This window comes from Imperialibacter sp., from assembly GCF_040222815.1.
Lineage (GTDB): Bacteria > Bacteroidota > Bacteroidia > Cytophagales > Cyclobacteriaceae > Imperialibacter.
Genome location: NZ_JAVKCH010000057.1, coordinates 236060 through 256378 on the forward strand (window position 1 = coordinate 236060; position 20319 = coordinate 256378).

Below are 20319 nucleotides of genomic sequence, written 5' to 3' on the forward strand. Positions count from 1 at the left end.
TTTGAAATGGTAGTTTTTCCTATCAATTATTACCTCTTCTCACTTCCTGAGAATTAGCAAAGATGAAAGGGAAATGGAATGGAGAATCTTCCTGAAGAAACTGAATGGCGTCGGCTACGGTTTCTTCAGGAATTTCTTCCATAGGAACATGACCGGCATTTTCGTAGACCTTAACAACTGAATGAGAAATGCTCGTGGCAAAGGAATCTGCAACGTTGTACGGAATCCATTTGTCATGCTTTCCCCACTGGATCAAGGTTTTCTGCTTTATTTTCGAAAGCTCATCACTTCTATCTATATGCACAGTATTCATTCTATATATGAATGCCCTGCGATTGCCTTCTCTGCGGCAAAGGGATTGGTACCTTTCCACAAGGTCTTCGTCAATTTTCGAGTCGTCGTAGTACACCTCTTCAAGATTGTTTCTTACCATGAATCTTGGTGTCGAAAACCTCAGAAATGTGTTGAAGCCTGGTGCTTTGGCGAGTCTGAAAATAAATGGCGGGGGAGCATCATTCGGGTAGCCCGCTGCGTCGATCAGAATAAGCTTTTCAACCCTTTCCGGGTAATCTATGGTAAAATTCCACGCAATTTCACCACCCAGGGAGTTACCGGCAATATAGCAGCGGCCTAAGCCAACGGTACTAATGAATTTCTCCAGAAACTCACTGTAGTGCTTCATGGAATAGTCATTGTCAGGAAATGGGCCTGTTAGTCCAAAACCAGGGAGATCTATTCGCACCACCTGATAATACTGCGAAAGCTCCTGCGACCACTTGTCCCAGGTTTGAAGCGATGAGGCAGTGCCATGAAGAAGAATGATTGGAAATCCTTTTCCTTCCGATTTATAGTGAATAGGCTGGCCATCAATTTTCACGAATCGAGACGTTCTTCCTGCATACTTTATCGATAGGTCTTCAAGCGACAAGTCGGCACGGAAAAGCGCCATGAAAACGCCTATCGTGAATAGTACCAGCGAAACTAAGGTCTTTTTAAACATACCGTGATCCTTTACTTAACCCTTTCTGCACTAATAATGCCAAATTAATTCATTCGAAAACGAATCGCAGGAAGCAGGTAGATTTTCATCAAAAATACTTGAAAACAAGTATAGCTGGTCAAATATTGGTTCAAATGTAATCAAAAATATAATGCTGCTAACGGTTAAAACTTAATCATACCCTGTTTGTACAGGTAATTAGGGTGTTTTTCATGACCTAAAAGCCACTCTTTTCGCCACAGCCCGCCGCCAAATCCAACCAACTTTTGATCTGTTCCAATCACCCTATGGCAAGGAATAACGATTGGCAAAGGGTTTTTTCCGTTTGCACTTGCTGCTGCTCTGATACACTTCGCATCTCCCAAAAAAGTAGCTTGCTGAAGGTAAGACCAACTGGTACCGTAGGGTATCTTGCCCAATGCCTCCCAAACCCGCAACTGAAAATCAGTTCCGATAGGCTTCAGTGGCAGATCAAAAAACTCAAGCTTACCATTAAAATAGGCTTGAAGCTGCTTAACAGACTCTTTTAACAGAGAATCGGTTGGAAGAGAACAAACTTCCTGTTCATTAATAAAATCAATCCGTAATAGGTAACCCCCAGAAGAAGAAAGCTTTAGTTGACCAACCGGGCTTTGAATGACACAATGATTCAATAAACTACAGGATTATAGGGCTAAACTCAGTGAATGACCCTTCCGGAACAGTTTCCAAAACGCTTATCTCGGTGATTTGCCGCTGACCTCTGTCACCCGACAGAAGAATTTTACCGTAGGGCTTGTAGTTGACCCATGGCAGCACAAAGTTGGGCTCGTCCTGATAGGCATCTTTGTAGTAAGCCCATTGAGTTATCAGACTTTGTTCCATATCAACATATACTTTGTAGCCGTTGTCGGGCGTCACACCCACACCTTTAAACAGAAGGCTTAGCACATGGGCGTTGCGGCCATCCATTGTTGTGTCTTCGCCAACGTATTGCAGGGTTACCCCGCTGTCTTTTAGTTTAAATGGCATGAAAAGCCAGTAGGAGTCATTGATCCACCAGGACTTGCCTTTCTCAAGATATTTTGAAAGGGAGTCGGGGCTGGTAAACTCCTGGCCTTTCTTCATTACCCGGCCTGTCATGGTATTGATGTTCATCAAAATAATGGTGGAGTCTCTCGGCGCCTCAATTCTCACATCGCCAGTTTGCTTGTCCCACAGGTGCTTGCGGGCACCAAAGAAATTCCAGGCGAGGAACCGGGTGTCGTCCCAGCTGTTTCGCCCTCCCATGCTGGTCATCACATCATCGGCAAGTTTAATGGCAATGGCGTCAGAGTTTTTTTCATCGAAGCCGTCAGCCGGTGGGTTCTCGACAAACTCACTTTGGCCGTCATTGGTCTCTTTTGTTGAAGGAGTGCAGCTGGTAATGTACCCAATTACGACAGCTGAAAATATGGCAAGCTTAATTGTGTTTTTCATTTCGTGACGTGCTTAGTCGGTGGTTCGAATTTGGAATTTTCATTTAAGATAGGCCAAAATCCAATGGCACTGAAAACTTTGATATAAAAATGAATAATCGAATTGAACGGTTGGCTACAAACATTCTCCGGTTGGCTACATAGCCGTTTACTTTCGTCATCCATTTACCGTTCATTGTATCATCAACTCAAAATGAATTTCTAAGAAATGCTTCCAGTCAGATTTATTGGATGTGAAGCTTAAAAAGGACATCGACATGAAAAAACTAATGATGAAAACTTTGACAACGGCGGCAGTATTCTGCTTTGCTATTGTGACGGCCCAGGCTGCCGGAGAGGATTCCCTCAAAACAAAGACCTACAGAAATGACTTCAAAATGGTTGGGAACGCCTCCAGCCTGGAAATAAAAGTAAGGGGCTCAGTCAAAGTAAATGATGCCGATACCGAGGTGACAGCCATTACCCCCGGCGGCTATCTGACAATAAGAAAAACAACTTTTGGCAACAAGAAGGAACTCACTATCAGTAGTAACGATGCAGGCCAGCTATCTTACGAGTTTTATGATAACAGAACCCAAATCAACTTTGAGCCGGAAGGAAGAAAATGGCTGGCCGATGTTCTCCTCGATGTGATTCACTCCACCGGCGTGGCTGCCGAGGATCGGGTAAAGAGGTTCTACAGGAAGGGCGGCGTTGATGCAGTGATTGACGAAATAGAGGAAATCAATAGCTCAAGCGGTAAGGGAGAATACTTTTCGTTCCTGTTAGAAACCAATGGGCTCTCTGAAGCCGGGCTGTCTAAAATTGCGCTTGCCATTGGCAGAGATATTCCCTCCAGTTCAACCCGTGGCGAGTTACTTAGGGAGTATGACTACAAGTTTTTTTCGAGCAGCAAAAGTGCCGCGGCCTATTTCGAGGCAGTGAACAATATTCCGTCGAGCTCAGAATCGGCCTACACTTTGCGCCATGCGCTACAGAAGCATCAATTGGAGACCTCAACTAAAATCGCACTGCTGGATGCGGTGGATCATATCCCTTCGAGTTCCGAGCGGGGCTCTGTGTTGAGGTTATACAACAGGCAGTTTGATAAAGATCAGCGCATACAGGATAAATACTTTGACGTGGTCGATAATATTCCTTCCAGCTCAGAAAGAGGAAGTGTTTTGAGAGATTTGATGAGAGACGAAAATCTGGAAGCCTATACTTTCAGCAAAGTGCTGTCATCTGTCGGCCAGATCCCTTCCAGCTCGGAGCAGGGAGAAGTGCTTAAGTACGCTATCGACAACTCCAGCCAACTTTCAAATGAGCTGTTTGGTGAACTCGCTTCTACCATCAGCCGAATTGCCAGCAGCTCCACACAGGGCGAAGTTTTGAAGTTTGCCATCATCGAAAAAGAACCAACACCGTCGCAGCTGGTGCCATTGATCAAAGCAGTGCAGAGTATTGCCAGCAGTTCTACTCAGGGTGAGGTTCTGAGAGCGGCGTCAGCCAAAATGCGCAACGACCCCCAGCTCAGCGATCTTGTTTTTGAAACAGTCACAAGGATACCAAGCTCTTCGGAACAAGGAAATGTTTTGCTAACTTTCATGAAAGACGGTAACGTACATCCTGATTTTCTTATGAGAGTAATTGACGCTTCTGAGCATATCGCTTCTTCCTCGTCAAGGGGAGACGTGCTGGTGAAAGTAGCTGAGGTTATGCCAAGAAATGACACATTCAGAAAAGCTGTGTCGGAAGCTGCCTCTAAAATACCTTCGAGCAGCGAGTACCGCAGGGTGATGGAGAAACTTTATTAAGCCCCAGAGCCACCCATGAGAAAATGGTTGTTGAAATCATCAGGAATGGCATTTATCGCAGTAGGGATATTCAACTATCTCTACTACGGTAAAACCGGAGAGCTTCCCGACCTTGCTGGCCACCTTGGTGCCTATTTGTTGGTAGTGGCCATGGGTGCTGTAGCTGGCATTTCAATAGTCTACTCCAACATCAGGTTAAATGCAGTCATTTCCTGGAGGAAGTCGCTGGGCGTCCGGTTTCTTGCTGGATCGCTTGTGCAGGCTGCAATATTGGCTGGCATTGTTCTCCTGGGCCTTGAGCTGTCCAAAGGACTTTTTCCAGAACCGGTTTCATTCGAAACGCTGAAGCCTGAAATGATCAAATTAGCGCTGCTTCTTTTTGTTCTGATCATCGTCAATGGAGTATTTGACCTGTCGTACTTTAGTTTCAGCGAATACTCTAAAGGCCGACTCAACCAGCTCAAGCACGAAAGAGAGCAGCTTGAGCTTCAGTATGAACTCCTGAAAACACAGCTTAGTCCCCACTATCTGTTTAACAGTCTCAACACCATTTCCTCTCTGCTCGATGACTCGTCAGAACAAGCCGAGCAGTTCATTCGTCGGCTGGTGCAGTCTTACCAGTATCTTATTGCTTCTCAGGACAAAAAGCTGGTAACGGTTGAGGAGGAACTGGCTTTTGTAAGGGCCTATCTGTTTCTCCAAAAAGTAAGATTCGGCAATGCCCTCACCCACACTATTTCAATAGGGGCTAATAAATTTTCTGCTAACATACCGCCGCTTACGATACAGCTACTGGTCGAAAACGCCATTAAGCACAACGACTTTTCGGAGCTGGATCCGATGGAGATAGTGATTCAGGAAGAGGAGGGTAACTATATCTGTGTGACCAATGAAAACCGGGGCATAGTGGATGAGGCAGAGTCGCTACAGGTGGGTTTGGCCAATATCCAAAAACGATATGTTTTTTTTACCGACTTACCAGTTCGGATTGTAAACGACAAGCTGTTTAGCGTCTCCGTTCCCTTACTTCCTCATTTATGAAGCGTAAACTTTTTTATAATCACTTGATATCACGGTTGTTTGCCCCTCTCCCATTGGGTATGCTCATTTACATGCTTGTGCTGCTGGTGTTTGATAACCTGGGCTCCCTTGGTGAGGTGTTTTTCGAAAAGGAAGCTTTGTTGTGCATAGGAATTACCTATTTGGTTGCTGAATTGCTGCGGGCTATTGCCAATGGCTTTGTGCCAAGAATTGAAAGCAGTGACTTTATTAAGCTCTCGTTTGGCGTATTATTTCTTGCAGGGTTGCTGGTAACCCTGCTTGTGGTGTTCGCCAGCATCAGCGCTTACTTTGTGTGGGTGATCGGCTATAGCTTCGGCACCTTCACCACCGAATTATCTACCTTTCTATCCATCTACGGATTTATTTACGTTCTCTACTTTATAGTGCTCGCCTCGGTCATCTTGTTTACACTTGAAACAAACAGGGCGCTGGACAAAGAAGGGGTATTGAAAAAGAACATAGACCTGAAGCTGAGGATTTTTAGCAGGGTAATTAACCCTGAATTTCTTTACAAATCGCTCGAAACCCTGATTTCTATTCTTTACAAAAAGGACAGGGCCGCCGACAAGTTCATCCAGAAGCTTTCGCATGTGTACAGAAGTGTGCTGGACAGCCGGCACGAAGATCTTTCGGAAATGAGTTCTGAATTGACGATCGCAGAAAGCATAGTGTATCTTTACAACCAGCAGTACGATGGCAATATTCATTGGCTGCCGGACAGCGAAGCTATCGAAGAAGAGGCTTACCTTTTGCCAGGAAGTATGATGATTGTGATGGAGTGGATCATCGCTTCGAACATGATCAACCAAAGCCGACCGTTGAAAATATTTGTCAGGCGAGAGGAGGACTATTTGACCATTGAATATACCCTGTGGGAAAGGCTGATGCCAACGGTGGAGGGCAAGGAGAAAATGATGGAATTGCTTCAGTCGTTTGAGCACTTCACCGAGCGACCTCTACTGATAGTAAAAGCTGACGATAAGGGATTTGTAAAACTACCTCTTCTAAAACTCGAGAAAGCAGCATGAAAGCCATCATTATAGAAGACGAAAAGCCAGCATCAGACAAACTCAAGAAAATATTGGCCGAAATCGCACCTGAAATTGAGCTGATAGGTGAAGCGACAACAGTGGTGGCTATGTTGGAACTGCTGGAAAGCAAGGGAGACGAGATAGAGCTGATACTGACGGATATTAAGTTGAAAGACGGGCTAAGCCTGGAGGCATTCAAAAAGCACCCCGTCAACGTGCCGGTGATTTTCATCACTGCATACGATAATTATGCTTTGGAAGCATTTCGGTCGAACGGAGTAGACTACCTTCTCAAGCCCATCGACAGAGATGCAGTGGAGCAAAGCATAGAGAAGCTAAGGCTCCTGAAGAAAGGAGCCACGGTACAACCTGCGAATGCCATTGAAAACGTACTCAAAAGCTACCTTCAAAAGGACTTCAAAAACAGGTTTATGGTGAAGGTGGGCGAACATATCCGTTCTGTGAAAACCGAAGATGTGGCCTTCTTTTACGCCGAGGGGAGAAATGGCTTTATAGTTACCAATACCAAAGCGAGGTATGTGATAGATTATAAAATGGAGACCTTGGAGGAGATACTTAACCCGAAATCCTTCTTCAGGGTTAACCGCACTTATATCATCAATATCGATGCGATCAAAGATGTGCTGATCTACTCCGTTACCAGGCTTAGGATAGTGCCGACGGTGGATTGGCCAGAAGAAATTGTGGTGAGCCGGGAGAAGGTAAGTGCGTTCAAAGACTGGTTCAATGATGCTGGCTGATTGCTAGCTGATCCGGCTCCAGTTCGTCACTGACTTTTTGAGGGAAGAAATGTGTGACTTGATCACCCGGTGCTTGTCCAGTGTTAGCTTGGGGTCGTTATCGATAATCTGCTGGGCTTCTTCCCGGGCTGCCTGAAGTATTTTCCCGTCTTGCACCAAATCGGCAACCAAAAGATCCATTACACCACTTTGCTGGGTGCCCATCAAGTCGCCCGGCCCTCTTAGTTTTAAATCGACCCGGGCAATTTCAAACCCATCGTTGGTGCCCACCATGGTTTGAATACGGGTTCTGGCCTCCTGGCTTAGCTTGTCTTTTGTCATCAGAATGCAATACGACTGGTCGGCACCCCGGCCCACCCTGCCCCTGAGCTGATGCAGCTGGGCCAGCCCAAATCTCTCAGCATTTTCTATTACCATCATACTGGCATTGGGCACATTAATACCCACCTCAATCACCGTGGTGGCTACCATAATCTGAGTTACACCCTCCACAAAACGCTGCATTTCAAAGTCTTTTGCCTCTGGCTTCATTTTGCCATGCACAATGCTGAGCTGGAAGTCCGGAAAAGCCCTGGCAATGCTTTCGTAACCATCCATCAGATCCTTGAGGTCAAGCGATGCCGATTCTTCAATGAGCGGATAAACAATGTAAGCTTGCCGCCCCAACTGAATTTGTTCCCGGATAAAACCAAACACTTGCAGCCTGGCGGCGTCTGTTCTATGAATCGTTTTGATAGGTTTCCGGCCTGCGGGCATTTCATCAATCGTGCTGGTATCCAAGTCACCGTATGCCGTCATGGCCAGCGTGCGGGGAATGGGCGTGGCTGTCATCACCAGCACGTGAGGATAAAACTCTTCGTTTTTCTGCCAAAGCTGGGCCCGTTGTGCTACGCCAAAGCGGTGTTGCTCATCGGTGATGGCTAGCCCGAGGCTTTTGAATTGCACAGGCTCTTCAAGTAACGCATGAGTGCCCACCAGTATGTGAATATCACCAGAAAGCAGTTCCGCCAGAATCCTTGTCCTTTCCTTCTTTTTGGTGGAACCGGTGAGCTTGGCAATGCTCAGACCCATTTTGTCGGCGTACTCTTTGAGCCCGGTGTAGTGCTGACCGGCCAGAATTTCAGTCGGTGCCATGAGGGTAGCCTGGCTGCCGCTGCCTATAGCCAGCAGCATGCAAATAAAGGCCACCATGGTTTTTCCACTTCCCACATCGCCCTGCAAAAGGCGGTTCATTTGCTTACCCGATCTCATGTCGAGGTAAATTTCCCTGATCACCCTTTTTTGGGCGCCAGTCAGCTCAAACGGCAAATGGTCATTGTAAAAAGTGGTGAGCAGAGAGGTGTCGGCCAGCACCAGGCCCTTGTACAAGTCTTTTCGGGAGCCCTTAAGGCTTACTAACCTGAGTTGAATGTAGAAAAGCTCTTCAAACTTCAACCGCTTTCTCGCCCTTTCCAACCATTCACTACTCTTCGGAAAGTGGGCATTTACCAGCGCCTCTTTTTTGCTCACCAGGCCAAATTTCTGCAGCAAAAAGTCGGGAAGCGTTTCGTGGATATACGGCAAAGCAACCAGCAATAGCTGCTCCTGAAACTTCGAGATCACTTTGCTGTCGATAAAGCGGGCCTTAAGTTTTTCGCTGGTGTGGTAAATGGGTTGCAGATACCCGCCTTTTCTGTTATCAACCGTCAGTGGTTCAATTTCCGGATGGGCGATGTTGAACTTGCTGCCAAAAGCGGAAGGCTTGCCATACACAAGGTAGGGGGTATTTACCCGGAGCTTCTTAGAAATCCAGGCAGCTCCCTGGAACCAAACCAACTCCATTTCTCCGGTTTCGTCATAGAAATGAGCCACAAGCCTCTTCTTCCCGCCAATACCAACAGTTTCCATTGATCGGATTTTCCCCATCACCTGCACAAAGGATTCCTCGTCTCTTATGTCTCTGATTTTGTGAAAGGTTGTCCGGTCTTCGTACCTGAACGGATAGTGCTGGAGTAAGTCACCGTAGGTAAAAATAGACAGCTCTTTGTTTAGCAGCTCCGCTCTTTGAGGGCCAACGCCTTTCAGGAACTCTATTCTGGTTTCAAAAAAGCCGGACATGCGATGGGTAATGGTTCTCTACTGTATGCCTATTTCCACTCAAGGGTGTTGAGCATGTGGATGATATCGAACTTAATGTACTCAATAACGGGCTTTAAAGAATCGTTTTTTGTGGAAGTCTCAAAATAGAGCGCTCCACGAATGAAGTGATTGGCAGAATCAGTGGCGTGAAACTGAAATTGGCTGGGCACTTCGCCGGTCAGCTCCGATACTACAGCCCACCCACCATTTGGTATAACCAAATCCATCTGCTCAATGGAATACGCTTTAATATTGTGCTTGGAAGTGAGTTTGTAGGAGTCTTCAAAATACTCTCTGAGCAAGGTGGTATCATGTTTCACAGGCTTATAGGTCACCTGCACCAATGCTTCCATCGTGGGGTAGTACAAATCAATCCAATACCTTTCGGCCATCCACGAAGAGTCCTTCAGAAGCTTGGCGTAAGCAGAATACTGAAACTGATAAGGAAAGGAGTCTGGCAGAGCAACATACTCACTTGGCGGAAGGTCTATACGATTGTATCCTTTCGGCTTGGGAAGATAGGTGCCTTCGCAGGCAACACTCAAAGCAAGAATGACCGGGAAGAAAAAAAGAAAGAATCTAAGCTTCATGCCCTTAAATTACTTATCCTTTTGGAGACTTTCCGCCTGGAACGAGGGGTTTATGAAAACACGCACTCTTTTGATCCGCTTGTTGTCTGCCGACACTACCGTGAAAACAAATCTCTCAAAGCGAATTTTCTCTCCAACATTGGGAAGCTTAGAATTGATCTCTAGAATCAGCCCTCCAAGGGATTCGCTGTCGCCTCTCACTGTGTCAAAGATGTTGCCTTCCACACTCACTACTTTGCAAAAGTCGTTCAGCGAAATCTTGCCTTCAAACACGTAAGTATTGCTGTCGAGTTTGTTGTAAGCTATCTCGTCTTCGTTGTCAAATTCATCGTTGATCTCCCCAACGATTTCTTCGATCAAATCTTCCAGGGTCACAAGCCCGGAGGTGCCACCATATTCGTCGACAACGATGGCCATATGCACCCGCTTCTCCTGAAAGTCTTTAAATAGCGCATCAACTCTTTTGCTTTCGGGCACAAAAAACGCCGGACGCATCAGGTTCTGCCACAGAAAGTTCTCGTCTTTGTCCACAAAAGGAAGCAGGTCTTTGATGTAAAGAACCCCTTCTATCTTGTCGACCGTTTCTTTATATATAGGGATTCTGGAGTAACCCGTCTTATTGATCTGATCCATCAGCTCATGGAAGTCGGTCTCAAAATCAATTGCCGTGATGTCTACCCTGGATCGCATTACCTGGGTCACGGTGAGTGTGCCAAAATTTACGATCCCCTTTAATATGCCTTTTTCTTCCTCCGTGGCTTCAGTTTCGGCGGTTAGCTCCAGCGCATGATTGAGCTCATCAATCGACACGTTATAGCCCTTTCTTTCTACCCTCTTCTCAACTATTGAACTGATCGACAGCAGCAACCATGACACAGGCCAGAAAACAGTATCGGCTACATTCAGCAAGCCAGAGGTGCTTCTGGCGAAGCTAAGGTTGTTTTGATTGGCATATACTTTTGGTACCACCTCTCCAAAAAAGACAATAGCCAGCGTTGTGATCACAGTCAGCACAGCCACAATGTATCCGTCGGCCGATTTCGAACCAACTATCTCCCAGGTGACATAGGTCGCCAATGTCACAATCGTGATGTTGACCAGGTTGTTCATGATCAAAATGGTAGCCAAAAGCCGCTGCGGCCCCTGAAGCAGGCTCATAATTCGCTTATCCTGAGAGCTGGCTGAGGTTCGGCACGTGGCAAGGTCGCCATGACTCAGGGAAAAGAAAGCTACTTCCGACCCTGAAATAAGGGCCGAAAGGTAGAGCAGCAACGCAAATAGAACGCCGCTAAAAATGTAAAAGGAGACATAAGTGATACCTAAGTCTCCAATTAATGTCAAATATATACTGGGGTACGGGTCTTCCATTGATGGATAAAAGCTGTAATATAGTGCTAAAACGGCAAATCATCCAGATCGGTTGGCTCTGCTGCTACTGGAGCTGGCTGAGAGGATCCACTATTTTGTTGTTCGGACGAGCCGCCGCCGCCGTCTGGCCTTCCGCCGACGAGGGTCATTTCCCTTCCTACTACTTCAGTAATGTATCTCTTGTTTCCGTCTTTATCGTCGTAGGAACGGGTAGTGATTTTTCCTTCGATATATACCTGATTCCCTTTTTTTAGATACTTTTCAGCTACTTCTGCAAGAGGCGTCCATAAAACTACATTGTGCCACTCGGTGTTAGTTACCTTGTTGCCTTCCTTGTTTTTGTAAACTTCGCTGGTGGCCAATGTGAAGTTGGTCACAGCCCGACCACTCTCCAGGTGTCTTATCTCTGGGTCTTTTCCAAGGTTTCCAAGCAGAATCACTTTATTTACTCCTGACATAAAGATTTGTTTTTTGTAATGTTTTGATAGATAGGCATAATAAAAATAACTTAAAATAAGGTATCATTCAAATAATTGGTGATCAATACTGGCTTCGAAATTCCGTCGGTGTCACCAACACTAATTGGCTTCAACTTTGTGCTTTGAATTAACGAAATGAAGTCATCAGACTGAAAAATACGCACCCTAAAAAAACGGGCATAAATAATCCTGTGAGTCAATACATGTTTATAAGTTGCTGAAATATCGATTAGTTCCCAATTTGTAGTGGAAATCAAATTGCTGACCTCTATAAGAGCCGTTTCCTCATCAAACAGTTCTTCTCGTTCAATGTTAAAGAAATCGTGAAGGCCAAGCCAGATATCTTTATCTTTTCTTGACCCCATAAGTACCTGTTCGCCGAATTGAAAAACAAAATAGTTAAAATACCGATTGAGTACCTTCACTTTTTTTGTCTTTACCGGCAAGTTGGCCACTTCGTTGTTTTTGAATGCGAAACACGAGTGACTGAAAGCGCAACTTTTGCAGTCTGGTGCTGACGGTGTGCAATGAAGCGCACCAAACTCCATAATGGCCTGGTTGAATTCGCCCGGCGTATCGGATGGAATAAGCGATGCGAGTCGCTCTTCAAATACCTTTCTGGTGGAAGCATTCGAAATATCGTCGTGTAACCCAAATACCCTGGAGACTACCCGATAAACATTTCCATCGACTACAGGCACAGCTTCGTTAAAGGCGAAGGAGGCGATGGCGGCGGCTGTGTAGCCACCTATGCCTTTTAGTTGCAGAAGCTCCCTATAGCTGGTCGGGAATTTGCCTTCGTATTGCGAAGCCACCGTTTGAGCACATGTATGTAGATTTCTCGCTCTGGAGTAATAACCAAGACCCTGCCACAGCGCCAGCACCTCCTCCTGGCTTGCCTCCGCCAGCGTGCCTACAGTGGGAAACCGGTCGATAAATTTCTGAAAATACGGAAGGCCCTGAGCAACACGTGTTTGCTGAAGTATGATCTCGGAGAGCCAGATGGCGTACGGGTCTTTCGTTTCACGCCACGGAAGATCCCTTTTGTGCCTTTCGTACCATCTTATTAAAATCTTTGAAAACGCCTGATTACTTTCGGCCACGATGAGAGAAATACTTTCGTTGAGGGCACAAAATAAGCGCTTTTATTTAACTCTTTCTTTTTTATTTCTACCCCGCTCATTTAAATTTGTGCCCATTAAAAAATCGAGTAGCAAAGCATAATTAAAATATAGAAGAGGTGACTAAAGCAGACGTAATAAACGAAATTGCAGAGAAAACGGGGATTGATAAAGCAGACGTGCAAACTAGCGTAGAAGCTTTTTTCACTGTGGTAAAAAGTTCGATGGCAGATGGTAGTAATATTTACGTTCGTGGTTTCGGAAGTTTTGTAAACAAGAAAAGAGCCAAGAAGATTGCCAGAAATATTTCTAAGAATACGGCTATCGTCATCGATGAGCACTATGTACCAAGCTTTAAACCGTCAAAGGTTTTTATTGAGAAGGTAAAAAGCAGCAACAAACTGAAATAGGAAGTCCTATTTCCAGCACACAAACTTCATGTCAAAACAACAAATTGTCTTAACCATATTAGGGGTTGGGCTGATCATCGTTCTTTTCAGTCTTCCCAAGGTAGTCGTAGACAATGACAGTGATATAGCTGAAGTGCCGTCAGCCACGCAGGAAGAAAATGCAGGAGCTGAAGAAATACCAGGAGCCCACGAAGTAGAACTGTCTGATTCTGACCAGCAAAAGATACAATATTTCAAGGAGCAGTTAAAAAATCCAAACAATTCAGCTATCTTTGCAGACTCTTTGGCGAACACCTTCCTTTTGGTACAACAATTGGACAGTGTTGCTAAGTACGCTGACCTCCTTGCGGAGGTCGATCCGTCGATAGAGGCAAAGGAGAAAGCGGGTAATTATTATTACGAAGCATTCGGTTTTGCGGCGGACGATGCCAGGGCTAAAAAGCTCGGAAGTAAGGTTCAGGAGTTGCTTGGAGAGGTGTTAAAAGCCAATCCGGACAATTTGAGTGCTAAGTCAAAAATAGCCATGACCTACATCTCTTCACCGAACCCCATGCAGGGAATTTTGATGTTGAGAGAAATTCTGGAGAAGGACCCTGACAACAAAGAGGCCCTTTACAATATGGGCATTCTTTCGATGCAGTCGGCTCAGTATGATAAGGCAGTTGAGAGACTTGAAAAGCTCTTAACAATTGACCCTGAGAACATCCAGGCCATGTTTTATCTTGGTGTAAGTTATAAGGAGTTAGGTGACAAGCAGAAAGCAAAAGCCTGGCTTATCAAAGCGAAGGAAACGGAAAATGATCCGGCGGTAAGCGCCGCAGTTGACTCTTACCTTCAGGAATTGAATTAAAAAAATTGTTTAACAAATAAAGACATTCGCATATGCCTTGCGGAAAGAAAAGAAAGAGACATAAGATCGCTACTCACAAGAGAAAGAAAAGACTCAGAAAGAATAGGCACAAGAAGAAGTAATTTACTTTTTAAAACGGAATCAGTGTGAGCAATGAATTAATAATAAATTCGACTCCACAGGGATCCCGGATTGCCTTACTAAGAGACAAGCGATTGGTAGAGTATCATCAGGAAAGTGATGATCATCAATTCAATGTTGGAGATATATATTTAGGCACTGTAAAGAAGATCGTACAGGGCCTAAATGCTGCTTTTATTGATGTCGGCTACGAGAAAGATGCATTTTTGCATTACCTCGATTTGGGCCCGCAAGTTCAGTCGTTGAATAAGTTCACACGGCTTGTACTTACAAACAAAAATATAAGCCACAAACTTGCAGGTTTTAAACCCGAAAAAGATATTGATAAGCTTGGCAAGATCAGCCAGGTGCTTACCAAGGGTCAAAAGATACTTGTACAGGTTGTAAAAGAACCAATCTCCACAAAGGGCCCCCGGCTTTCTTGTGAATTGTCCCTTGCGGGACGGTACTTAGTTCTTGTACCATTCTCAAATACTGTCAATGTTTCCAAGAAAATTGACAGTAGCGATGAGCGCAAACGGCTTGTTCGTTTGGTGTCGTCCATAAAATCCGAAAACTTTGGTGTTATCATCAGGACTGTCGCTCAGGGCAAAGATGTTGCCGAGCTCGACAAGGACTTAAGAAACCTTGTTTCCATTTGGGAAGAAGGGATGAAAAACCTGAAGACAGCCCAATCGAAGGACAAGATCATCGGTGAAATGAGCAGGACAAACTCTATTCTCAGAGACGTCCTGAACGAATCGTTCGATGCCATTCATATCGATGACAAAAAGACGTTCGGGGATGTTCGTGCCTACGTTAACAAGATAGCACCCGACAAAGAAAAAATCCTCAGACAATACACCGGTAAGGTTAAAATATTTGAGCATTTCCACGTAGAAAAACAGCTCAAGATGTCGTTTGGCCGTTCGGTAAGTGTAGCCGGAGGAGGCTATTTAATCATTGAGCATACAGAAGCGCTTCATGTAATTGACGTTAACAGCGGCAACAAGTCGAACGCCGAAGAGGATCAGGAGTCGACGGCCTTGCGGGTAAACATGGACGCTGCATCGGAAATAGCCAGACAGCTTCGGCTGAGGGACATGGGCGGCATCATTGTGATAGATTTCATTGACCTCAAAAAGCAGGATAACCGGAAGAAGGTTTATGAGAGGATGAAGCAGGAGATGAGCACCGACCGCTCCAAGTATACTGTGCTTCCTCTTTCAAAATTCGGTCTGATGCAGATCACCCGGCAGCGGGTGAGACCTGAGATGAACATCAGCACCAGGGAAGTGTGTCCCACCTGCAACGGTACCGGCAAAATCACGGCGTCAGTAATAGTGGCCGATCAGATTGAGAAAAACATAGAACACATCTTTGGCAAGCAAAACGAGAAGAAGCTAACCATTAGCCTTCATCCGTATCTTTATGCCTATTTTACCAAAGGGATTTACTCCAAGAGAGTACAGTGGTTCATGAAGTACTACAAGTGGGTTCACCTGATCGAGGACTCATCACTAGGCCTGACGGATTTCCACTTCGTTAATTCTACAGGAGAAGAAATAGAGCTGGTTTAAAACTTTAAACCGAGCTCCAATTGGAAGTAATCGCTCTTGACAATAGGTTTTGCGTCAAGAGCGATTGTTTTTGAGGCCATGTTGGTCAGCCCCCGGTTGTAGCTCAATCCCCCAAACACAATCGTGGAAATCCCAAGCTCCACCTCCGTACCAACACCCAGCACTGCCGACGCATCCACTGGCAAAAACTTCTCTATGAATACATAGTCATTGTTTTCAGGCGAGTCAAATATCTTGACGTCGATCATGGCACCCACATGAAAGTATATCCTGCTGCCCGGCAGGTAGTCGTCGGTATACAGTTTCAACAATGCGGGAATCTGGAGATACTGTATTTTATATTCTTCGGTGGCGTTGGTATGTGATCCGCCGTTTTCTCCGGCAAAATTGATCCCAACACTTTTTGGCGCAAAAGCAAGCCCGGTTGTGAAACTGTAGGTATCTGTGAAGGCAAACTCTGTTACTATACCCAGCACCATTTTGAAGGTTGCCTGCTGTGGTGATAGAATCAACGTGTCCGACAAGCTTGATACCCGGTTGATATTGTAAGAGGGGGAAAACCTAAGCCCGATTTTTACCTGAGAAAAGGCAACACCAGAAATGAGACAAAAAATAGAAAGGATAAAAATTCTTTTCATAAATGATCGTTTCTTTACGCAAAGGGGCAAAGTTGCTAGCCTTGCTGAAAAATACTTTAATTCAAGGTCTCCCAGTTTTTTCAAAGAGGGATAATCAATAGTTTTAGTCCAAAGTTGATACGATGAATCGAAATTATGCATTTCTACTCATTTTCTTTGCCTTCGCTGCTTGCGAAAACAAGGAATGTGAGATCGATCCCGAAATAGCTGCAATACCCATGGAGGTTTCCATTGAAAGGAAGGAAGTTCCGCTATTTGAGTCCACTACTTCTGGTGAGGTGAGAGCGTTCCTTGAGGGCAATCCGACGTTAGCGGACTATTTTTTGGATGCCAATCAGTATCCGTCCGACAGTGTGCTGGCCAATCAAATGATCAGGCTAATCCCTCACCTCGATTCATTGCAGATGGAAGTCGACAGGAAATTTGGAGATATAGGTTGGCTGGAGTTACAGTATGTTTCTGCGTTTCAGCACCTCAAATATTATTACCCAACCTCTAAAACGCCGAAAGTGCAAACCATGGTCACGGGTTTTTACCGGGACATCTATTTTTCGGACAGCCTGCTGGTCATCGGGCTGGATTTTTTCATCGGAAACGACTCAAAGTACAAACCCGACAATGTACCAGCCTACATTGCCCGCCGTTTTAAGCCGGATTATATAGTTCCAGCTTCGTTTTTCTTTTTATCCCACTACTACAACAAGGTCGACTACGGGGATAACACGTTACTCAATGAAATGATAACCGCAGGGAAAACCTATTATTTTACGGAGCGAATGGTGCCGTGCGCACCCGATTCTATTATCATCGGGTTTTCGGAGGAGGAGCTGAGAGAGGTGCACAAGAATGAAGACGTGGTCTGGGCAAATTTTGTTCAAAACCAACTGCTATATGAAACTGAGCCTAAGCTCATCAACAAGTTCATGGGAGAGCGGCCAAATGTGTATGAGATAGGGGAAAAATGCCCGGGACGTATCGGTGCCTGGGTGGGCTGGGAAATAGTAAGGTCCTATATGAAGAACAATCCGAAGGTTACCTTGCAGGAACTCATGGAGGAAGATGATCCGAAGAAGATTTTTACGCTATCTAAATACAGGCCGAATCCACACTAGCGGCTGAGGAACGTTAGCCACTTTGGAATCTGTTTGTCAAGAGCATAGCTCTTTTGAGCTAGTTCCTGGGCATTTTCGCCCATTTTTTTAAGTGTATCATCCGCCTGAAGCGATGCCCAGTTGACATCAAAAAATGATTGGGGATCAAAAGGGCTGTAAACAACTCCGCATTTTTTATCTGTGATTTCATCACCGATCCATCCGCCGAAATTGCAGAGGATGGGTTTTCCAATTGCCAGGGCATCGAAGTACTTGTTCGGACTGCCCGTCCATAACTTGTCATATGGCCCAAAAGACAAATAGGCCATCGAAGCACTTTTGAGCACACCTATAGCGGCCTTCTTACTGGAGTGTGGAAAAAGCGAAACATTAAAAAGCCCTCTATCAACGATCATTTTCTTTAGCAGGGGCTCCTCCGCGCCTTCTCCCATGATAATGCACTGGAAATTTTTCAAGTTTCTTTTTTGAGCTTCTTCAGCCAAATCAATCAGGTAGCTAAGGTGGTTTGCTTTGCCCAAAGTGCCCACGTAGGCGACAGTAAAACGGTCTGTCTGTTCTCTCTCATGCGAGAGGGCGTTGGTAAGAGAAAGGTCAGAAAAATTAGTGACGCAAATAGTTTTTTTTCCGTAGCCCATGTCGTTAAAATAGTCCAACATTGCCGGGCTCATGGCCACAATGCCTTTCGCCGATTGGTAGATGGAGAGCTCCAGGCTCTTTAGGATTCGAATCAATAGCGGATTGCGCAAATACCCCATTTGTGCTGGCACATCGGGCCAAAGGTCGCCGACTTCAAAAAAATACGGAATACCCTTTGTCCAATGCATCAGTTTCGCCAGCATGCCCACACTCAGTGGCGTGCTTATGGCGTAAAGGAAGTCTGGTTTTTGTAGTGAGTTAACTTTTTTGAAGGCAGAAAGCGAAAACCGCAGGAACGACCAAACCCTGCTGCTGACAGCTAGCTCGTTAGAGTAATGAATGGGTAGATAATGAACCGGATACCCATTCGTTGATGTCGTCTTTTTCTCCTTTTTGTTCCAGGCAGTCACTACCTCCACCTCATGACCAGCGTCCTTCAAAGCCCTGCACAGATACCAGGAACGGATGCCTCTGCCTTCTTCAGGCATTTTATAGTACTGATGAAGAACGATGACCCGCATGGCTCAGCGCTGCTTCAGCGAGGTTTCGTAGTAGCTGCAAAAGGAGGCGATGGCGCATTCCTCACATTTTGGAGTCCGGGCCAGACACGTATATCTGCCGTGCAGAATCAACCAGTGGTGGGCTTTTGGAATGTGTTCTTCAGGAATGTATTTTACAAGCTGTTTCTCTACTTCGAGTGGTGTGTTGGCAGATTTTGTCACTAGCCCCAGCCGCTTCGATACCCGAAAGACGTGGGTGTCCACAGCCATGGTAGGCTGATTGTATATCACCGATGCTATAACGTTAGCAGTTTTTCTCCCCACACCCGGGAGGGTTTGAAGATCCTCGATTGTACCCGGAACTTCCGAATTGAAAGACTCCACGAGCTTTTTCCCTAATCCAATCAGGTGCTTGGTCTTGTTATTGGGATACGACACACTTCTTATATAGGGAAAAAGCTCGTCGAAAGTAGTGGCGGCCAGGTGGGCAGGCGTCGGGAAATCCTTGAAAAGAGCAGGCGTTACCAGGTTGATCCTTTTGTCTGTGCACTGGGCACTCAGAACCACTGCCACCAGTAACTCGAACGGGGTGCCATAGTGCAACTCCGTTTCTGGTTCAGGAAAGTGCTCAGTAAAGAAATTTATAAAAGCCTCGTAGCGCTCTTTGCGTGTCATTAGTCTCTCACTATTTAGCGATAGACTGCAAATTTAGTTCTTTGGCTTTATCAAGGATGTTTTTCACCGAGTTTTCAGAAGGAAAATAATTGACGCCGCTCAGCTGCTGAGTAATCTCCAGCAGTTGAGCAAACTGTTCCTGCACTTCACTATCGCATAGCAAAGCACTTTCGATTTCGTTATTTTCTATTTCTGAAGTCTCTCCATATACATACCGTATCAGGTCATTTTCTGTAAATGTTTTTGTCATAGGCTATACTTGTTTGCTGCATTCTCTTCCTCAGATTAATGAGAGCATACCGCATTCTGCCCAGAGCGGTGTTGATACTAACACCCGTTGAATCAGCAATGTCCTGAAAGCTCATCTGCATGTAATGACGCATAATCAATACTTCCTTCTGAGCCTCGGGCAACTCCTGTATCAACTGCCGGAGCATTTGATGGGTTTCCATCTTAATCTGTTTATTCTCGATCGGATCTTCAGCAAACTCAAGGGTGTTGAATACCTTGGAGCCATCCTCCATCACTACCACAGGGTAGCGCTTCTCCTTTCGAAAATAATCTATGGCCAAATTATGGGCTATTCGAAGTATCCATGGCAGGAACTTTCCTTCTTCATTATACCGGCCAGACTTAATCGTCTTAACGGCCTTTATAAATGAATCCTGCAATAAATCTTCAGCCACATAACGGTCTTTTACAATTAAATAAATCGTTGTATAAACTCTGTTCTTGTGCCTGTTTAACAGTGTACTAAAGGCTTCTTCGTCCCCGTTTCTGTACAGCGTTACTAATTGGCTGTCACTAATTTCATTCTTGCTCATCAAACTTCACTTTTAGTAACGTAGAGGTTTATGCCATATTGTAACAGTTAGAGGTTTAAAGTGGTTAATCCTATGTGCTTCGTGCACTATTATTTCTATGTTAAGATGTGAATTTTAGTCATTCATTTCCGCACATAAAAATTTTTTGCACAAAAGTTTTGTATAGATAATAATGTGTGGATAAGCTTCGT

Annotated in this window: 21 protein-coding genes; 8 read left to right on the forward strand and 13 right to left on the reverse strand. The window is 45.2% G+C overall.

Features of this window, described 5'->3' with window-relative positions:
• Positions 1-22 precede the first annotated feature (22 nt).
• The 3 genes from RIF36_RS27075 to RIF36_RS27085 all read right to left on the reverse strand — a co-directional run bounded on the left by RIF36_RS27075 (position 23) and on the right by RIF36_RS27085 (position 2458).
• Positions 23-1000 carry an alpha/beta fold hydrolase gene (locus RIF36_RS27075; protein ID WP_350122108.1) on the reverse strand — a complete coding sequence of 326 codons (978 nt, stop codon included), beginning with the start codon at positions 998-1000 and terminating at the stop codon, positions 23-25.
• A gap of 164 nt (positions 1001-1164) precedes the next feature.
• Positions 1165-1653, reverse strand: a complete 489-nt coding sequence (locus RIF36_RS27080; protein ID WP_350072796.1) for a methylated-DNA--[protein]-cysteine S-methyltransferase — start codon at positions 1651-1653, stop codon at positions 1165-1167.
• Between the two features lie 4 nt (positions 1654-1657).
• Positions 1658-2458: a hypothetical protein gene (locus tag RIF36_RS27085; RefSeq protein ID WP_350122106.1), complete on the reverse strand. Its 801-nt coding sequence runs from the start codon at positions 2456-2458 to the stop codon at positions 1658-1660.
• Between the two features lie 256 nt (positions 2459-2714).
• Here RIF36_RS27085 and RIF36_RS27090 point away from each other — a divergent pair, with 256 nt between their 5' ends.
• The 4 genes from RIF36_RS27090 to RIF36_RS27105 are packed head-to-tail and all read left to right on the forward strand — an operon-like array spanning position 2715 to position 7107.
• Complete coding sequence (locus RIF36_RS27090) at positions 2715-4253, forward strand: hypothetical protein (RefSeq protein WP_350072793.1); 1539 nt, start codon at positions 2715-2717, stop codon at positions 4251-4253.
• Positions 4254-4298: 45 nt separating this feature from the next.
• On the forward strand, positions 4299-5294 hold the full coding sequence (locus RIF36_RS27095) for a sensor histidine kinase (protein WP_350122104.1): 996 nt from the start codon (positions 4299-4301) through the stop codon (positions 5292-5294).
• Positions 5291-6343, forward strand: coding sequence for a histidine kinase (locus tag RIF36_RS27100; RefSeq protein ID WP_350122102.1), 1053 nt, complete (start codon positions 5291-5293; stop codon positions 6341-6343). Before RIF36_RS27095 ends, RIF36_RS27100 begins: the two co-directional genes overlap by 4 nt.
• Entirely contained in the window at positions 6340-7107 is a 768-nt protein-coding gene (locus tag RIF36_RS27105) for a LytR/AlgR family response regulator transcription factor (protein WP_350122100.1), read from the forward strand. Before RIF36_RS27100 ends, RIF36_RS27105 begins: the two co-directional genes overlap by 4 nt.
• 3 nt (positions 7108-7110) lie before the next feature.
• Here the strand turns inward: RIF36_RS27105 and recG are convergent, their stop codons facing one another.
• From recG to mutY, 5 genes are read right to left on the reverse strand one after another with little or no spacing between them, the layout of a single operon-like run.
• Entirely contained in the window at positions 7111-9204 is a 2094-nt protein-coding gene (recG, locus tag RIF36_RS27110; RefSeq protein WP_350122098.1) for an ATP-dependent DNA helicase RecG, read from the reverse strand.
• A gap of 29 nt (positions 9205-9233) precedes the next feature.
• A complete protein-coding gene (gene gldD / locus RIF36_RS27115; RefSeq protein WP_350122096.1) occupies positions 9234-9815 on the reverse strand; it encodes a gliding motility lipoprotein GldD in 582 nt (193 codons plus the stop codon).
• A gap of 9 nt (positions 9816-9824) precedes the next feature.
• A complete protein-coding gene (gene gldE, locus RIF36_RS27120; RefSeq protein ID WP_350122094.1) occupies positions 9825-11183 on the reverse strand; it encodes a gliding motility-associated protein GldE in 1359 nt (452 codons plus the stop codon).
• A 26-nt stretch (positions 11184-11209) separates the two neighbouring features.
• Positions 11210-11641, reverse strand: a complete 432-nt coding sequence (locus RIF36_RS27125) for a single-stranded DNA-binding protein (protein ID WP_350122092.1) — start codon at positions 11639-11641, stop codon at positions 11210-11212.
• Positions 11642-11691: 50 nt separating this feature from the next.
• Positions 11692-12765 carry an A/G-specific adenine glycosylase gene (gene mutY / locus RIF36_RS27130; RefSeq protein ID WP_350122090.1) on the reverse strand — a complete coding sequence of 358 codons (1074 nt, stop codon included), beginning with the start codon at positions 12763-12765 and terminating at the stop codon, positions 11692-11694.
• Positions 12766-12902: 137 nt separating this feature from the next.
• On the opposite strand from mutY, the gene RIF36_RS27135 reads away from it, so the two are divergent.
• The 3 genes from RIF36_RS27135 (at position 12903) to RIF36_RS27145 (ending at position 15743) form a co-directional block, all read left to right on the forward strand.
• Positions 12903-13193, forward strand: a complete 291-nt coding sequence (locus RIF36_RS27135; protein ID WP_317489087.1) for an HU family DNA-binding protein — start codon at positions 12903-12905, stop codon at positions 13191-13193.
• 28 nt (positions 13194-13221) lie between these two features.
• Positions 13222-14043 (forward strand): tetratricopeptide repeat protein, encoded by an 822-nt coding sequence (locus RIF36_RS27140; RefSeq protein ID WP_350122088.1) that lies wholly within the window; start codon positions 13222-13224, stop codon positions 14041-14043.
• 146 nt (positions 14044-14189) lie between these two features.
• Positions 14190-15743, forward strand: coding sequence for an Rne/Rng family ribonuclease (locus RIF36_RS27145; RefSeq protein WP_350072774.1), 1554 nt, complete (start codon positions 14190-14192; stop codon positions 15741-15743).
• Here the strand turns inward: RIF36_RS27145 and RIF36_RS27150 are convergent.
• Complete coding sequence (locus tag RIF36_RS27150) at positions 15740-16381, reverse strand: outer membrane beta-barrel protein (RefSeq protein ID WP_350122086.1); 642 nt, start codon at positions 16379-16381, stop codon at positions 15740-15742. The two genes, RIF36_RS27145 and RIF36_RS27150, sit on opposite strands and share 4 nt — an antisense overlap.
• A 122-nt stretch (positions 16382-16503) precedes the next feature.
• On the opposite strand from RIF36_RS27150, the gene gldB reads away from it, so the two are divergent.
• Complete coding sequence (gene gldB, locus RIF36_RS27155) at positions 16504-17493, forward strand: gliding motility lipoprotein GldB (protein ID WP_350122084.1); 990 nt, start codon at positions 16504-16506, stop codon at positions 17491-17493.
• Here gldB and RIF36_RS27160 read toward each other — a convergent pair.
• Genes RIF36_RS27160 through RIF36_RS27175 form a run of 4 tightly spaced genes read right to left on the reverse strand, consistent with a single transcriptional unit; the run spans position 17490 to position 20128 of the window.
• Positions 17490-18650 carry a glycosyltransferase family 4 protein gene (locus RIF36_RS27160; RefSeq protein WP_350122082.1) on the reverse strand — a complete coding sequence of 387 codons (1161 nt, stop codon included), beginning with the start codon at positions 18648-18650 and terminating at the stop codon, positions 17490-17492. The two genes, gldB and RIF36_RS27160, sit on opposite strands and share 4 nt — an antisense overlap.
• Positions 18651-18653: 3 nt before the next feature.
• Positions 18654-19304: an endonuclease III gene (nth, locus tag RIF36_RS27165; RefSeq protein WP_350122080.1), complete on the reverse strand. Its 651-nt coding sequence runs from the start codon at positions 19302-19304 to the stop codon at positions 18654-18656.
• A gap of 10 nt (positions 19305-19314) precedes the next feature.
• Positions 19315-19554, reverse strand: coding sequence for an anti-sigma factor (locus RIF36_RS27170; RefSeq protein ID WP_350072766.1), 240 nt, complete (start codon positions 19552-19554; stop codon positions 19315-19317).
• The gene (locus RIF36_RS27175) at positions 19529-20128 is read right to left on the reverse strand and encodes an RNA polymerase sigma factor (protein WP_317489080.1); all 600 of its coding nucleotides are present in this window, start codon (positions 20126-20128) and stop codon (positions 19529-19531) included. The genes RIF36_RS27170 and RIF36_RS27175 overlap by 26 nt, the downstream gene beginning before the upstream one ends.
• Positions 20129-20319 lie beyond the last annotated feature (191 nt).

Excerpts from the sequence above, each read along its gene's own strand:
- RIF36_RS27075 (WP_350122108.1), bottom strand. The coding sequence starts at position 1,000 with ATGTTTAAAAAGACCTTAGTTTCGCTGGTACTATTCACGATAGGCGTT.
- RIF36_RS27085 (WP_350122106.1), bottom strand. The coding sequence starts at position 2,458 with ATGAAAAACACAATTAAGCTTGCCATATTTTCAGCTGTCGTAATTGGG.
- RIF36_RS27090 (WP_350072793.1), top strand. The coding sequence starts at position 2,715 with ATGAAAAAACTAATGATGAAAACTTTGACAACGGCGGCAGTATTCTGC.
- RIF36_RS27095 (WP_350122104.1), top strand. The coding sequence starts at position 4,299 with ATGGCATTTATCGCAGTAGGGATATTCAACTATCTCTACTACGGTAAA.
- RIF36_RS27100 (WP_350122102.1), top strand. The coding sequence starts at position 5,291 with ATGAAGCGTAAACTTTTTTATAATCACTTGATATCACGGTTGTTTGCC.
- RIF36_RS27105 (WP_350122100.1), top strand. The coding sequence starts at position 6,340 with ATGAAAGCCATCATTATAGAAGACGAAAAGCCAGCATCAGACAAACTC.
- recG (WP_350122098.1), bottom strand. The coding sequence starts at position 9,204 with ATGTCCGGCTTTTTTGAAACCAGAATAGAGTTCCTGAAAGGCGTTGGC.
- gldD (WP_350122096.1), bottom strand. The coding sequence starts at position 9,815 with ATGAAGCTTAGATTCTTTCTTTTTTTCTTCCCGGTCATTCTTGCTTTG.
- gldE (WP_350122094.1), bottom strand. The coding sequence starts at position 11,183 with ATGGAAGACCCGTACCCCAGTATATATTTGACATTAATTGGAGACTTA.
- RIF36_RS27125 (WP_350122092.1), bottom strand. The coding sequence starts at position 11,641 with ATGTCAGGAGTAAATAAAGTGATTCTGCTTGGAAACCTTGGAAAAGAC.
- RIF36_RS27140 (WP_350122088.1), top strand. The coding sequence starts at position 13,222 with ATGTCAAAACAACAAATTGTCTTAACCATATTAGGGGTTGGGCTGATC.
- RIF36_RS27150 (WP_350122086.1), bottom strand. The coding sequence starts at position 16,381 with ATGAAAAGAATTTTTATCCTTTCTATTTTTTGTCTCATTTCTGGTGTT.
- gldB (WP_350122084.1), top strand. The coding sequence starts at position 16,504 with ATGAATCGAAATTATGCATTTCTACTCATTTTCTTTGCCTTCGCTGCT.
- RIF36_RS27160 (WP_350122082.1), bottom strand. The coding sequence starts at position 18,650 with ATGCGGGTCATCGTTCTTCATCAGTACTATAAAATGCCTGAAGAAGGC.
- nth (WP_350122080.1), bottom strand. The coding sequence starts at position 19,304 with ATGACACGCAAAGAGCGCTACGAGGCTTTTATAAATTTCTTTACTGAG.
- RIF36_RS27170 (WP_350072766.1), bottom strand. The coding sequence starts at position 19,554 with ATGACAAAAACATTTACAGAAAATGACCTGATACGGTATGTATATGGA.
- RIF36_RS27175 (WP_317489080.1), bottom strand. The coding sequence starts at position 20,128 with ATGAGCAAGAATGAAATTAGTGACAGCCAATTAGTAACGCTGTACAGA.